The sequence below is a fragment of the Pseudomonas sp. QE6 genome (assembly GCF_041379005.1).
Lineage (GTDB): Bacteria > Pseudomonadota > Gammaproteobacteria > Pseudomonadales > Pseudomonadaceae > Pseudomonas.
The window spans coordinates 5490113-5503589 of record NZ_CP166873.1; the positions used below are offsets into that span (position 1 = coordinate 5490113).

The window sequence follows — 13477 nt, forward strand, 5'->3', positions numbered from 1 at the left end:
CCATCTGTGCCTAGGATGAGGCGTGCTCGCGAGCCTAAGATGGTCCGCGAGCCCACTCCTATGCCCCCAACAAGGCCCCTATCTAGGAGAACCCCATGACTGCACTCACCCAAGCCCATTGCGAAGCCTGCCGCGCCGACGCCCCGAAGGTCTCGGACGAGGAACTGGCCGTCCTGATCAAGCAGATTCCGGACTGGAACATCGAAGTCCGTGACGGCCACATGGAGCTGGAGCGCGTCTTCCTGTTCAAGAACTTCCGTCATGCCCTGGCCTTCACCAACGCCATCGGCGCCATCGCCGAGGAAGAAGGCCACCACCCCGACCTGCTGACCCAGTGGGGCAAGGTCACCGTCACCTGGTGGAGCCACGAGCTCAAGGGCCTGCACCGCAACGACTTCATCATGGCCGCCCGCACCGACGAGGTGGCGCAAACCGCCGAGGGCCGCAAATGAGTCATTTTGCCAAGGTCACCCGCGTGCCGGGCGACCCGATCCTGGGCCTGCTCGACGCCTACCGGGCCGACCCGAACCCGGCGCGGCTCGACCTTGGCGTGGGCGTCTACAAGGACGCCCAGGGCCTGACGCCGATCCCCCGCGCGGTGAAGATCGCCGAGCAACGCCTGGTGGAGACCGAGACCACCAAGAGCTACGTCGGCGGCCACGGTGATGCGCTGTTCGCCGCCCGCCTGTGCGAACTGGTGCTGGGCGCCGATTCGCGCCTGCTGGCCACCCAGCGCGCCGACGCCACCCAGACCCCGGGCGGCACCGGCGCCCTGCGCCTGGCGGCGGACTTCATCGCCCACTGCCTGCCGGGCAGGAGCATCTGGCTGAGCGACCCGACCTGGCCGATCCACGAAAGCCTGTTCGCCGCCGCCGGCGTGCGCGTGTCGCATTACCCCTACGTCGATGCCGACAACCGTCTCGACGTGGAAGCCATGCTCAGCGCCCTGGAGCGCGTGCCCCATGGCGACGTGGTGCTGCTGCACGCCTGCTGCCACAACCCCACCGGCTTCGACCTGGCCTACAACGACTGGCAACGCGTGCTGGACGTGGTGCGCCGCCGCGAGCTGCTGCCGCTGCTGGACTTCGCCTACCAGGGCCTGGGCGATGGCCTGGAAGAAGACGCCCGCGCCGTGCGCCTGTTCGCCGACAGCCTGCCGGAAATGCTGATCACCAGTTCCTGCTCGAAGAACTTCGGCCTCTACCGCGAGCGGACCGGTGCGCTGATCGTCTGCGCCGGCAGCGCCGCCAAGCTCACCGACGTGCGCAGCCAGCTGGCGCTGATGGCCCGCAGCCTCTGGTCCACCCCGCCCGCCCATGGCGCCGAAGTGGTCGCCACCATCCTCGGCGACACGGACCTCAAGGCGCTCTGGCTGGACGAGCTGGACGGCATGCGCGCGCGCATCGCCGACCTGCGCCTGGGGCTGGTGGAAGCGCTGCGCCCGCACGGCCTGGCCGAGCGTTTCGCGCATATCGCCATCCAGCGCGGCATGTTCTCCTACACCGGCCTCACGCCGGAACAGGTGCGCCGCCTGCGCGAAGAGCACAGCGTGTACATGGTCGGCAGCGGCCGCGCCAACATCGCCGGGCTCGATGCCGAACGCCTGGGCGACCTGGCGCTGGCCATTGCCAGCGTCTGTCGCTGATACCGTTTTCTTCCCCCTCGACCGGCCAATGGGCCGGTCTTTTTTTTGCCGGAGCGAAAGGCCTAGGCAGAGACGGTGATATCCGTGCCCCTGGCTGCACTCCCCCTCTGGGAAAGGGTTGGAGTCAGAAACCGACCCGCATCACGAAGACTGGAGCGGCAGGCCGCCCCGGCGTTTCCAGCGCCCCGGCGCCTGCCCGGTCCAGCGCTGAAAGGCACGGGAAAAACTGGCCGCCTCGGCATAGCCCAGACACTGGGCGATCTCCTGCAGGTCCATGCGCGACTCCCGCAGCAGACGCTCGGCGAGCCGCTGCTTGATGCCATCGTTGAGCGCCTGCAGGCTCTGCCCCTCCTCCGCCAGGCGCCGCTGCAGGGTGCGTTCGGACAGCCCTAGTCGCCCGGACACCTCGGCACCGCCCAGCAGACTGGCGGACTCGCGCAGCAGCAGTTGCTGCACCTGCCGCGCAGTCGGTGTGGCGGCGAGGGTCAGCGCCAGCTCGCCGCATAGCTGCTCGCACAACTGCTCACCGCTGTCGCGGGCGCTGATGTGCGCCTGCGGCAACGGCGCGAGCAGATCCTGCATGGCGAACAGCATCGCGTTGCGTGGCGCGGCGAAGCTAGGAACCAGTCCGAACAGCTCGCGGAACGGCGTGAGGTCTGTCGGTTCAACGCTCTTCAACTCGATGGCCAACGGCTGTAACGAGCGCTGCAACAGCTCCCGCGACAGTTGCAGGCACCCGGCGATGCCGCGCTCCACCACGAAGGGCCGCGCATCCTCGGGCAGCACCGTGTCGTCGTAGACCAGCCAGACGCCACGTACCTCGGGCTCGCTGCTCACCGGGCAGAGGGTCAGCGCCAGGCTCTGGAAGCGCCCGAAGGTCTCGAACGCCTCCTGCAGGGTGCGGCTGGCGAGCATGGTGAAGCCCAGGTGGCCGAGGGAGGTCAGGTGGTAGCGCTGGCCAGCGACCAGCCCCAGGCCGGGACGCCCGATGTGCTGCAGCACATTGCGGATCACCGCCAGCTCCTGCCAGGCCTGGATGCGTACCGCGCGCGACTGCAGATCCGCCAGCGCGATCGCGCTGCCCACCAGGCAGGCCTCCGGCGCCAGCCCGCTGTCGCGGGCGGTATCGAGCAGGTAACGCACCCCGGTGATCTCGCGGACCTGACGCCAATCCATCGCGGTCTCCCTGGCGGCTCTCGTTGGCGGAGAAAATCAATTTTTGGCGCTGATCATCATGGAAGAAAGCGCGCACGCTGACCATCCTTGAGTGGCCAATAACACCCACAAGAGGCTTCCCCATGTTCGAGTTCTTCTACGCCTTGCCGAGCCAGAACCGAGCGGCCGAGTACCGCCACTTCAGCATCGTCCCCGCCACCGGCGCCATCGGCGCGGACGTCAGCGGCGTCGATCTGCGGCAACTGGGCGATGAGGGTTTCGCCGAGCTGCGCCAGGCCCTGCTGGCGCACAAGGTGCTGTTCATCCGCGGCCAGTCGCTCAGCGTGGAAGACCTCGAAGCCGTGACCCTGCGCTTTGGCGAGTTCGGCCGGGAACCCTATGTGGTCGGCATGGACGGCCACCCTCACGTGGTGCGCGTGGTCAAGGAAGCCAACGAGAAGACGCCGGTGGTGTTCGGCGGTGCCTGGCACACCGACTGGTCATTCCAGGAGCGCCCGCCGGCCTTCACCCTGCTCTACGGCCACGACATCCCGCCCTTCGGCGGCGACACCCTCTACGCCAACCTGGCGCTGGCCTATGAATGGCTGTCGCCCAAGCTGCGCGCCCAGCTGGAAACCCTCGACGCCATCCACAGCCCGGAGCGCGCTTACGGCGCCGAGGCCAAGCACAACGACCTGATGGAAAACATGGCGGTGCGCTATGGCAGCCACGACGGCGAAGTGCGCTCCCACCCGCTGGTCACCCGCCACCCGGAAACCGGCAAGAAGGTCCTCTTCATCAACCCCGCCTACACCAGTGGCATCATGGGCATGCGCCCCGCCGAGTCGCAGCCGCTGCTGGACTACCTGTTCGGCATCGCCACCCAGCCCGCCTTCACCTGCCGCATGCGCTGGAGCCAGGGGACCCTGGCGATCTGGGACAACCGCAGCACCTGGCACTACCCGGTGTCGGACTACCACGGCATGCGCCGCGAGATGTACCGCACCACCGTAGTCGGCGACATTCCCTGCCGCTGAGGAGACGCGCCATGAGCACCGACAACCACCAGGCCGCCGCCCGCGCCCTGGCCGACGCGCGGGCCAGCCGAACGCCCATCGCCGCTCCCGCGGCCACCTACGCCCTGGCCGGGCTGGAGGATGCCTACCGCGTGCAGGCGCTGGGCATCGACCTGGCGCTCACCGCCGGTCAACGCCTGGCGGGCGCCAAGGCCGGGCTGATCTCGCCGGTGATGCAGGCCGCGCTGAAGGTCGACGAGCCGGTCTACGGCCGGCTGCTCGCCGACCTGCGCTGCCAGAGTGGCGCGCGCATTTCCCGCGAGCGCCTGTTGCAGCCGCGCATCGAGGCGGAAATCGCCCTGCTGGTGGGCCGCGACCTGCCCTTGAAAGAGCCTGACCTGGCCACCCTGGGCGCCTGCCTCGACGGCGCCGTGCCAGCCATCGAGATCAACGACACCGCCGTGGCCAATTGGCAGATCGGCCTGCTCGACTCGATCGCCGACAACCTCTGCGCGGGCCTCTACCTCACCGGCAGCCAGCCGGTGGCGCTGGAGAAACTGCAGGGCGCGGCGCTGGCGGTGCAACTGCTGCGCAATGGCGCCCCAGCCTTCCCGCCTACCCAGACGAACATCGCGGCGGTGCTGGATATCGCCCTGTGGCTGGCTCGGCGCATGGCGCGCCTGGGTACGCCATTGAAGGCTGGCGATGTCCTGTTGTGCGGGGCGCTGGCACCGATGTCGCAGGTCGCGCCGGGGGATGTGTTCGAGCTGGAGATCGAGGGACTGGGGCGGGTGGGTTGCAGCTTCGAGAACTGACGGTTCTCGCGAGCAGGCTCGCTCCCAGGAAGAACCGTTATTTCCACCCCTCCAGGCGCAAGGTCGCGCGCACCAGGCGCTGCTCCTCCTGTTCGATCTCCCGCAGATTGTCCCTCACGCTGTGGATATGTTCGCGGGCGGAGCGTTGGGCCTGGTCGGGCTGGCGTTCGCTGATGGCGCGGTACAGCCGCGCGTGCTGGCGGTCGATCTGGCGCTTCTGCGGCGGCCGGTTGTAGAGGTTGTTCACCGAGGCGAACACGGTGCTGAGCATCAGTTCGTTGAGTGACTGCAGGGTGTGCACCAGCACCGGGTTGTGCGACGCCTCACTGATGGCCTGATGAAAGGCATGATCGCGCCGCGCATGTTCGCGCGGGTCCAGTGGCTGCGGTTCGTCGTAGGCGGCGTGCATTTCCTCGAAGCGTCGGCCGATCAGTACCAGGTCGGCCTCGGTGGCGCGCAGCGCGGCCAGGCGCGCGGACTCCCCCTCCAGCAGCGCGCGCACTTCCAGCAGGTCGTAGAGGGTACGCGGCTGCGAGCGGAACAGGTGCATCAGCGGCGACATGTCGTCGACGCCGGTGAGGTCGGCGACGAACGAACCGCGCCCCTGCTCCGTATCGACGATGCCGCGTCCACGCAGTGAGCGCAGCCCTTCACGCAGCGCCGAGCGCGAGCAGCCGAGCTTCTCCACCAGGCGCCGTTCCGAAGGCAATGCCTGGCCGACCTTGAGCACGCCGTCGACGATCAGCCGCTCGATCTTCTCCGCCACCTGGTCGGCGACGCGCTGCTTGCCCTGTGCATGAGTCGTCATCGGTACGCTCCCCCTGCCGTTACAAACTGGTCGGACCAGTAGGTATTCACCTGCCTCGCTGTCCAGAACCCTAGCACTCAGTACCGCGGCTTTCCAATGGACGCTCGTGCAAGATCTGGTAGGACCAGTGCAGAAGGCGATGGACGTGGCCTGACCGTCGGTCGCACTTTCACGGTGCCGTGGCTCCACGCGCCGCTCGCCGGGCGCGAACAACAACAAGACCAGAGCACCGTGAGCCTATGAACATCCTCTATGACGAGCGCGTCGATGGCGCGCTGCCTGCCGTCGACAAGGCCGCCCTGCTGGCCGAACTGCGTGCCGCCGTGCCGGACCTGGAACTGCTGCACCGCCCCGAAGACCTCAAACCCTACGAATGCGACGGCCTCTCCGCCTACCGCACCGTGCCGATGCTGGTGGCTCTGCCCGAACGCATCGAGCAGGTGCAGGCGCTGCTCAGGCTCTGCCACGGGCGCAAGGTGCCGGTGGTGGCGCGCGGCGCGGGCACCGGTCTCTCCGGCGGTGCACTACCGTTGGAGAAAGGCATCCTGCTGGTGATGGCGCGCTTCAACCGCATCCTCGAAGTGAACCCGCAGGGCCGCTTCGCCCGCGTGCAGCCGGGAGTGCGCAACCTGGCGATCTCCCAGGCCGCCGCGCCGCACGGCCTGTACTACGCACCCGACCCGTCCTCGCAGATCGCCTGCTCCATCGGCGGCAACGTCGCGGAGAACGCCGGCGGCGTGCATTGCCTCAAGTACGGCCTGACCGTGCACAACCTGCTGAAGGTGGACATCCTCACCGTCGAGGGCGAGCACCTGTCCCTGGGCAGCGACGCCCTGGACAGCCCCGGCTTCGACCTGCTGGCACTGTTCACCGGCTCCGAAGGCATGCTCGGCATCGTCACCGAAGTCACGGTCAAGCTGCTGCCCCGCCCGCAGGTGGCGCGGGTACTGCTGGCCAGTTTCGACTCGGTGGAAAAGGCCGGCCGCGCGGTGGCCGACATCATCGCCGCCGGCATCATCCCCGGCGGGCTGGAGATGATGGACAACCTGTCGATCCGCGCCGCCGAGGACTTCATCCACGCCGGCTACCCAGTGGACGCCGCCGCCATCTTGCTCTGCGAGCTGGACGGCGTGGAAGCCGACGTGCAGGACGACTGCGAGCGCGTCGACGGCGTGCTGCGCGCGGCCGGTGCCACCGACGTGCGCCTGGCCTGCGACGAGGCCGAGCGCGTGCGCTTCTGGGCCGGGCGCAAGAACGCCTTCCCGGCGGTGGGGCGCATCTCCCCGGACTACTACTGCATGGACGGCACCATCCCGCGTCGCGAGCTGCCACGCGTGCTGCACGGCATCGCCGAGCTGTCCGAGGAATTCGGCCTGCGCGTGGCCAATGTGTTCCATGCCGGCGACGGCAACATGCACCCGCTGATCCTCTTCGACGCCAACCTGCCCGGCGAGCTGGAGCGCGCCGAGGCCATCGGCGGCAGGATCCTCGAACTCTGCGTGGCGGCGGGCGGCAGCATCACCGGCGAGCACGGCGTCGGGCGCGAGAAGATCAACCAGATGTGCGCACAGTTCAACAGCGACGAGCTGACCCTGTTCCATGCGGTGAAGGCGGCGTTCGACCCGGACCGCCTGCTCAACCCCGGCAAGAACATCCCGACCCTGCACCGCTGCGCGGAATTCGGCGCCATGCACGTGCACCACGGTCAGCTGCCCTTCCCCGACCTGGAGCGTTTCTGATGCCCGATGCCAGCACCGACCTGCTCGACCAGGTGAACCAGGCGCTCGCCACACGCACACCGCTGCGCATTCGCGGCGGCGACAGCAAGGCTTTCCTCGGCCGCCCGGTGAACGGCGTGGAGCTGGACACGCGCCGTCACAGCGGCATCGTCAGCTACGACCCGACCGAACTGGTGCTCACCGCCCGCGCCGGCACGCCGCTGGCGGAGATCGAAGCGGCACTGGATGAAGCCGGGCAACTGCTGCCCTGCGAGCCGCCAACCTTCAGCGGCGCCACCTTCGGCGGCATGGTCGCCGCCGGGCTCTCCGGCCCGCGCCGACCCTGGTCGGGCTCGGTGCGCGACTACGTGCTCGGTACGCGGGTGATCACCGGTCACGGCAAGCTGCTGCGCTTCGGCGGCGAGGTGATGAAGAACGTTGCCGGCTATGACCTCTCCCGTTTGCTCGCCGGCAGTTTCGGCTGTCTGGGCGTGATCACCGAGGTGTCGATGAAGGTGCTGCCCAAGCCCCGGATGTGCGCCAGCCTGCGCCTGGAGATGGATATTCATCAGGCGCTGGGAGAACTCGCGGAGTGGGGCACCCAGCCCATCCCGATCACCGCCGCCTGCCATGACGGCACGGCGCTGCATCTGCGCCTGGAAGGCGGCGAAGGCTCGGTGTGCTCGGCGCGCCTGCGGCTGGGCGGCGAGGAGATCGACAGCGGCTACTGGCAGGACCTGCGCGAACAGCGCCTGGACTTCTTCTCCGGTCCCGGCGCCCTCTGGCGGCTATCCTTGCCCAACGCCACGCCATCGCTTTCCCTGCCGGGCGAACAACTGCTCGACTGGGGCGGCGCACAGCGCTGGCTCAAGTCCGAGGCGGACGCCGATCTGATCCGCCAAAGCGTCGCCGAAGTCGCGGGCCATGCCATGCGCTGCGCGCCGGGCGATGACAGCTTCCACCCGCTGCCCGCATCCCTGCTGCGCTACCACCAGAACCTCAAGCAGCAGCTCGACCCGCAGGGCATCTTCAACCCTGGCCGAATGTACGCGGAGGTCTGATGCAAACCAACCTGAGCGAACAGGCCAGGCACCTGCCCCGCGCCGAGGAAGCCGAGAGCATCCTGCGCTCCTGCGTGCACTGCGGCTTCTGCACCGCCACCTGCCCGACCTACCAGTTGCTGGGCGACGAACTGGACGGCCCGCGCGGGCGTATCTACCTGATCAAGCAGGTACTCGAAGGCCATGAGCCCGGCGCCAGCACCCGCGAGCACCTGGACCGCTGCCTGAGCTGCCGCAACTGCGAAACCACCTGCCCCTCCGGCGTGGATTACCACAACCTGCTGGACATCGGCCGCGCCGTGGTCGAAGAGCGGGTGCCACGCACCTTCGGCGAGCGCGTGCTGCGTCGCGGCCTGCGCGCCGTGGTGCCGAACGCCGTGCTGTTCGGCGCCCTGGCGAAGGCCGGGCGGGCCTTCTACCCGCTACTGCCGCAGAGCCTGCAAAGCAAGCTGCCGCGCCATCCGCCCCCGCCGGTGGAGCGTCCGAAACCGCGCCATGCACGGCGCATGCTGATGCTCGAAGGCTGCGTGCAGCCGGCGCTCTCCCCCAACACCAATGCCGCCGCGGCGCGGGTGCTGGATCGCCTGGGTATCAGCGTGATCCCGGCGGCGGACGCCGGCTGCTGCGGCGCCGTGGACTATCACCTGAACGCCCAGGAGCAAGGCCTGGCGCGCGCACGCCGGAACATCGACGCCTGGTGGCCGTCCATCGACGCCGGCGCCGAGGCCATCGTGCAGACGGCCAGCGGTTGCGGCGCCTTCGTCCGCGATTACGGCCATCTGCTGGAGCGCGATGCGCAATACGCGGCCAAGGCCCGGCGGGTCAGCGAACTGTCCCGCGACCTGTCCGAAGTGCTGCGCGCCGAGCCGCTGGAGGAGCTGAACCTGCATGGCGACCGCCGCCTGGCCTTCCATTGCCCCTGCACCCTGCAGCACGCGCTGAAGCTCGGCGGCGCAGTGGAGAGCGTGCTCACCCGCCTGGGCTTCAGCCTCACCGGCGTGCCGGACAGCCACCTGTGCTGCGGCTCCGCCGGGACCTATTCGCTGACCCAGCCGGAGCTGTCCAGACGCCTGCGCGACAGCCGCCTGCAGGCGCTGGAGAGCGGCGGCCCGGAGGTCATAGTCACGGCCAACATCGGCTGCCAGACGCACCTGGGCGGCGCCGGCCGCACGCCGGTAAGACACTGGATCGAACTGGTGGAAGAAGCCCTGGCCGACGCGCCGCAACCCGACAACCAAGGCGAGGTGGAAACATGCTCAACAAAGCCGTTCTGACCCAGCAGGAAGTGGGCCGCATCCTTGCCGCAGCGCGCGCCGAGGCGCAGCGCAACCACTGGGCGGTCTCGATCGCGGTGGTCGACGACGGCGGCCATCCGCTGGCGCTGGAGCGCCTCGACGGCTGCGCCCCGGCCAGCGCCTACATCGCCATCGAGAAGGCCCGCAGCGCGGCACTGGGCCGGCGCGAAACCAGGGACTACGAGGACATGGTCAACGGCGGGCGCGTGGCTTTCGTCAGCGCGCCGCTGCTCACCTCGCTCGAAGGCGGGGTGCCGGTGGTGGTGGACGGGCAGGTGATCGGCGCGGTGGGCGTTTCCGGGGTGAAGTCCGGCGAAGACGCACAGGTCGCCAGCGTCGGAGCGACAGCGCTTTGAAAGCGCTCACGCGGCCCTGCCGACAGGTGGCCACAGGCTTGGGCCTGGTCGCCGCCGGCCACAAGCGAGCCGACGGCGACACCCCTGAATGCTTGCCGGACCCCGCTCTCGAAAGCCCCGCTACGCGCCGCGTTCCGGGGCTTTTTCAATGGCTGGCGCCGGGCTCTCGCGTCCATGCGCCACCCAACCATTCACCACCGCTATCGCTCATCCACCGCTGACGCTTTTGCCTCCTACAACAACAAGGGACCCTCCCCATGCAAACCTGGCAGCAGCTCTATACCCCGCTTGGCAGCCTCGGGCTGTCGGCCCTGGCGGCCCTCGTGCCGATCATTTTCTTCTTCCTCGCCCTGGCGGTGTTCCGCCTCAAGGGACACGTCGCCGGGGCCATCACCCTGGCGCTGTCGCTGCTGATCGCCGTGTTCGTCTACCACATGCCGGTGGACAAGGCGCTGGCCTCGGCGGTCTACGGCTTCTTCTACGGGCTCTGGCCGATCGCCTGGATCATCGTGGCGGCGGTGTTCCTCTACAAGCTCACGGTGAAGAGCGGGCAGTTCGAGATCATCCGCAGCTCGGTGCTGTCGATCACCGTCGACCAGCGCCTGCAGGTGGTGCTGATCGGCTTCTCCTTCGGCGCCTTCCTCGAGGGCGCGGCGGGCTTTGGCGCGCCGGTGGCGATCACCGCGGCGCTGCTGGTGGGGCTGGGCTTCAACCCGCTGTATGCGGCCGGCCTGTGCCTGATCGCCAACACCGCGCCGGTGGCCTTCGGCGCCCTGGGCATCCCGATCATCGTCGCCGGGCAGGTGTCGGGCGTGGACGCCTTCAAGATCGGCGCCATGGCCGGGCGGCAGTTGCCGATCCTGTCGGTGATCGTGCCCTTCTGGCTGGTGGCGATGATGGACGGCTGGCGCGGCATCCGTGAAACCTGGCCGGCGCTGCTGGTGGCCGGCGGCTCCTTTGCGATCAGCCAGTTCCTCACGTCCAATTTCATCGGTCCGGAGCTGCCGGACATCACCTCCGCACTGCTGAGCATGGTCTGCCTGACGCTGTTCCTGCGCGTGTGGCAACCGGCGAACCTGCGCGAGACGGAGTTCTCGAGCATCAACGCCGACGGCAGCGCGACGCTTGGCGGAGTGGGCGGTGGAGGTCAGCGCGAATCCCAGTACAGCTTCGGGCAGATCTTCAAGGCCTGGTCGCCGTTCCTGATCCTCACGGTGCTGGTGACCATCTGGACCATGAAGCCGTTCAAGGCGCTGTTCCTGCCCGGCGGCGCGCTGGAGAGCTGGGTGGCGGTGATCAAGGTGCCATACCTCGATCAGTTGGTGCTCAAGGCCGCGCCCATCGTCGCCAATCCGACACCGATGCCGGCGATCTACAAGTTCGACCTGGTCTCGGCCAGCGGCACGGCGATCTTCCTCGCGGCGCTGATCTCCATGGCCATCCTGCGCATCGGCGTGAAGAGCGGTGCGGCGACCTTCCGCGACACGCTGCGGGAACTGAAATGGCCGGTGCTGACCATCGGTATGGTGCTGGCCTTCGCCTTCGTCACCAACTACTCGGGCATGTCCACCACCCTGGCGCTGGTGCTGGCCGGAACCGGCGCGGCCTTCCCGTTCTTCTCGCCGTTCCTCGGCTGGCTGGGGGTGTTCCTGACCGGTTCGGACACTTCGTCCAACGCGCTGTTCGGCTCGCTGCAGGCGACCACCGCGCACCAGCTCGGGGTCAGCGACACCCTGCTGGTGGCGGCCAATACCACGGGCGGGGTGACCGGCAAGATGATCTCGCCGCAGTCCATCGCCGTGGCCTGCGCGGCCACCGGGATGGTCGGGCGCGAGTCGGACCTGTTCCGCTTCACGGTCAAGCACAGCCTGATCTTCGCGGCGTTCATCGGGTTGATCACGCTGGCGCAGGCGTATGTGTTCACGGGGGTGCTGGTGCACTGACGGCATTCGGGCACAGGGGGTTCCTACGAAAAGCAAGTGCCCTTGAGCCCTTTCCGCCCCTCAGTAATCGACCTTCCCCCGCCCCGCCTTGATCGCCCCGCGCTTGCTCTTGCCCTCCAGGCGGCGCGTCTTCGAGCCCAGCGTCGGCTTGGTCGGGCGGCGCTTCTTCTCCACCCTGGCGACGCTGCGGATCAGCTCCGCCAGGCGGTTCAGCGCGTCCTCGCGGTTCTGCTCCTGGGTGCGGTACTGCTGGGCCTTGATCACCACCACGCCCTCGCTGGTGAGGCGCTGGTCGCTCAGGGCGAGCAGGCGCTCCTTGTAGAACTCCGGCAACGACGAGGCGCGGACGTCGAAGCGCAGGTGCACGGCGCTGGACACCTTGTTGACGTTCTGACCGCCAGCACCCTGGGCGCGGATGGCGTTCAGCTCGATCTCGGCGTCGGGAATCTGCACGGTGTTGGAAATCTGCAGCATGGCGAAGGGTCTGGCGGGAAATATCTGCAGCATATCGCGCCGGGGTGCATCTGTCCCCGGACTATCTGGCCCGCCGCGCAAAGCTCATTCCTGACTTTTGGATCAACTTTTGTATACGAAGTTGTGTACAAGTTTTTCTTGCAATGTCGTCAATTCGCCATTAGAACCCTCTCCTGTCACCGGTCGCAGCGCGAACTGCGGCACGCGGGCCCCATAACAAAAACAAGATGAGGTGCAGCATGTTTCCAACCCTGTTGGCGCCGGCGGCCATTGATGCCGCCCGCCTTCAATCGCGTTCCAGCCGCCGCCTGAGCAACGGCCGCTGGCTCGCCCTCGGCACCGCGCTGATCGCCGCCCCCTGGGGCGCGGCGCAGGCCGATGATGGTCGCATCTTCGAGTGGACCAGCAACACCCTCGGGTATCGCTACGGCAAGGACTTCACCAACCCGAATAACCCGAACGACATCAGCAAGAACATCTACAGCTTCAGCCACGCGGACGGTTACCGCTACGGCAGCAACTTCTTCCACCTGGATGTGCTGGAGTCCGACAACAACGACCCACGCAAGGGCACCAACGAGGGCAGCAGCGAAGTCTACGGGGTGTTCCGCAGCCAGCTGTTCGCCTCGCGGGTGTTCGACCTGCCGCAGGGCAAGGGGCTGGTGAAGGATCACGCCTTCACCTTCGGCTTCGACGCCAGCCGCAACAACAACCGCGCCTCGGCGAAGAAGCGCGCCCTGGTGTTCGGCCCCACCATCAAGTTCAACAGCCCCGGCGTGCTGGACCTCTCGCTGTTCTACTACCGCGAGAAGAACCACTCGGGCATTCCCAACGTGAAACACCCGGACCACACCTTCGACGCCACCTACATGGTCAACCTGACCTGGCTGCGGCCGTTCCAGCTGGGCGATCACGGAGCGAAGTTCCAGGGCTTCCTGAACTACACCGGGGAGAAGGGCGAGGACTACAACGACAACGACACGGCGCCGGAAACCCTGATCCGCACCTCGCTGATGTTCGCCACCCTGCCGGGCACCAAGCGGCAACCGAACTTCTGGGTCGGCGTGGGCTACGAGTACTGGCACAACAAGTTCGGCGTGGACGGCGGGCGCGGCAGCCGCACCTCGACGCCGACGGTGAACCTGGAGTTCACCTTCTAAGTTGGAGCGTAGGGCGTATAACGCTCCGTGT

13 protein-coding genes are annotated in these 13477 nt (G+C 67.9%); 10 read left to right on the top strand and 3 right to left on the bottom strand.

The genetic code is table 11. The features are described 5' to 3' along the window. The first annotated feature begins 95 nt into the window (after positions 1–95). Complete coding sequence (locus tag ACAW63_RS25055; protein ID WP_015478129.1) at positions 96–452, top strand: 4a-hydroxytetrahydrobiopterin dehydratase; 357 nt, start codon at positions 96–98, stop codon at positions 450–452. After that, positions 449–1645 (top strand): amino acid aminotransferase, encoded by a 1197-nt coding sequence (locus tag ACAW63_RS25060; RefSeq protein WP_371229993.1) that lies wholly within the window; start codon positions 449–451, stop codon positions 1643–1645. Before ACAW63_RS25055 ends, ACAW63_RS25060 begins: the two co-directional genes overlap by 4 nt. 141 nt (positions 1646–1786) lie before the next feature. Here ACAW63_RS25060 and ACAW63_RS25065 read toward each other — a convergent pair whose 3' ends face one another. Next, positions 1787–2821, bottom strand: coding sequence for an AraC family transcriptional regulator (locus tag ACAW63_RS25065; protein ID WP_371229995.1), 1035 nt, complete (start codon positions 2819–2821; stop codon positions 1787–1789). Positions 2822–2943: 122 nt separating this feature from the next. Here ACAW63_RS25065 and ACAW63_RS25070 point away from each other — a divergent pair, with 122 nt between their 5' ends. Continuing rightward, positions 2944–3837 (top strand): TauD/TfdA dioxygenase family protein, encoded by an 894-nt coding sequence (locus ACAW63_RS25070; protein ID WP_371229997.1) that lies wholly within the window; start codon positions 2944–2946, stop codon positions 3835–3837. Positions 3838–3848: 11 nt separating this feature from the next. Next, the gene (locus ACAW63_RS25075) at positions 3849–4631 is read left to right on the top strand and encodes a 2-keto-4-pentenoate hydratase (protein WP_371229999.1); all 783 of its coding nucleotides are present in this window, start codon (positions 3849–3851) and stop codon (positions 4629–4631) included. Between the two features lie 37 nt (positions 4632–4668). Here ACAW63_RS25075 and glcC read toward each other — a convergent pair whose 3' ends face one another. After that, complete coding sequence (gene glcC, locus ACAW63_RS25080) at positions 4669–5439, bottom strand: transcriptional regulator GlcC (protein WP_371230000.1); 771 nt, start codon at positions 5437–5439, stop codon at positions 4669–4671. A 239-nt stretch (positions 5440–5678) separates the two neighbouring features. Here glcC and glcD point away from each other — a divergent pair, with 239 nt between their 5' ends. From glcD to ACAW63_RS25105, 5 genes are all read left to right on the top strand, one after another. Next, the gene (glcD, locus tag ACAW63_RS25085) at positions 5679–7178 is read left to right on the top strand and encodes a glycolate oxidase subunit GlcD (RefSeq protein ID WP_371230001.1); all 1500 of its coding nucleotides are present in this window, start codon (positions 5679–5681) and stop codon (positions 7176–7178) included. Then, positions 7178–8218: a glycolate oxidase subunit GlcE gene (gene glcE, locus ACAW63_RS25090; RefSeq protein ID WP_371230003.1), complete on the top strand. Its 1041-nt coding sequence runs from the start codon at positions 7178–7180 to the stop codon at positions 8216–8218. Before glcD ends, glcE begins: the two co-directional genes overlap by 1 nt. Beyond that, complete coding sequence (glcF, locus tag ACAW63_RS25095) at positions 8218–9492, top strand: glycolate oxidase subunit GlcF (RefSeq protein ID WP_371230004.1); 1275 nt, start codon at positions 8218–8220, stop codon at positions 9490–9492. Before glcE ends, glcF begins: the two co-directional genes overlap by 1 nt. Further along, positions 9471–9869 (top strand): heme-binding protein, encoded by a 399-nt coding sequence (locus tag ACAW63_RS25100; RefSeq protein WP_371230006.1) that lies wholly within the window; start codon positions 9471–9473, stop codon positions 9867–9869. Before glcF ends, ACAW63_RS25100 begins: the two co-directional genes overlap by 22 nt. Positions 9870–10126: 257 nt before the next feature. Further along, positions 10127–11812 carry a lactate permease LctP family transporter gene (locus ACAW63_RS25105; RefSeq protein ID WP_371230008.1) on the top strand — a complete coding sequence of 562 codons (1686 nt, stop codon included), beginning with the start codon at positions 10127–10129 and terminating at the stop codon, positions 11810–11812. Positions 11813–11872: 60 nt separating this feature from the next. Here ACAW63_RS25105 and arfB read toward each other — a convergent pair whose 3' ends face one another. Further along, a complete protein-coding gene (gene arfB / locus ACAW63_RS25110; protein WP_371234788.1) occupies positions 11873–12286 on the bottom strand; it encodes an alternative ribosome rescue aminoacyl-tRNA hydrolase ArfB in 414 nt (137 codons plus the stop codon). A gap of 239 nt (positions 12287–12525) precedes the next feature. Here arfB and ACAW63_RS25115 point away from each other — a divergent pair, with 239 nt between their 5' ends. After that, positions 12526–13446 (top strand): nucleoside-binding protein, encoded by a 921-nt coding sequence (locus ACAW63_RS25115; protein WP_371230010.1) that lies wholly within the window; start codon positions 12526–12528, stop codon positions 13444–13446. The last annotated feature ends 31 nt before the right edge of the window (positions 13447–13477 follow it).

Coding starts and splice junctions, on each gene's coding strand:
- ACAW63_RS25070 (WP_371229997.1), top strand. CDS start 2,944: ATGTTCGAGTTCTTCTACGCCTTGCCGAGCCAGAACCGAGCGGCCGAG.
- ACAW63_RS25075 (WP_371229999.1), top strand. CDS start 3,849: ATGAGCACCGACAACCACCAGGCCGCCGCCCGCGCCCTGGCCGACGCG.
- glcF (WP_371230004.1), top strand. CDS start 8,218: ATGCAAACCAACCTGAGCGAACAGGCCAGGCACCTGCCCCGCGCCGAG.
- ACAW63_RS25060 (WP_371229993.1), top strand. CDS start 449: ATGAGTCATTTTGCCAAGGTCACCCGCGTGCCGGGCGACCCGATCCTG.
- glcC (WP_371230000.1), bottom strand. CDS start 5,439: ATGACGACTCATGCACAGGGCAAGCAGCGCGTCGCCGACCAGGTGGCG.
- glcE (WP_371230003.1), top strand. CDS start 7,178: ATGCCCGATGCCAGCACCGACCTGCTCGACCAGGTGAACCAGGCGCTC.
- ACAW63_RS25115 (WP_371230010.1), top strand. CDS start 12,526: ATGTTTCCAACCCTGTTGGCGCCGGCGGCCATTGATGCCGCCCGCCTT.
- ACAW63_RS25100 (WP_371230006.1), top strand. CDS start 9,471: ATGCTCAACAAAGCCGTTCTGACCCAGCAGGAAGTGGGCCGCATCCTT.
- ACAW63_RS25055 (WP_015478129.1), top strand. CDS start 96: ATGACTGCACTCACCCAAGCCCATTGCGAAGCCTGCCGCGCCGACGCC.
- glcD (WP_371230001.1), top strand. CDS start 5,679: ATGAACATCCTCTATGACGAGCGCGTCGATGGCGCGCTGCCTGCCGTC.
- arfB (WP_371234788.1), bottom strand. CDS start 12,286: ATGCTGCAGATTTCCAACACCGTGCAGATTCCCGACGCCGAGATCGAG.
- ACAW63_RS25065 (WP_371229995.1), bottom strand. CDS start 2,821: ATGGATTGGCGTCAGGTCCGCGAGATCACCGGGGTGCGTTACCTGCTC.
- ACAW63_RS25105 (WP_371230008.1), top strand. CDS start 10,127: ATGCAAACCTGGCAGCAGCTCTATACCCCGCTTGGCAGCCTCGGGCTG.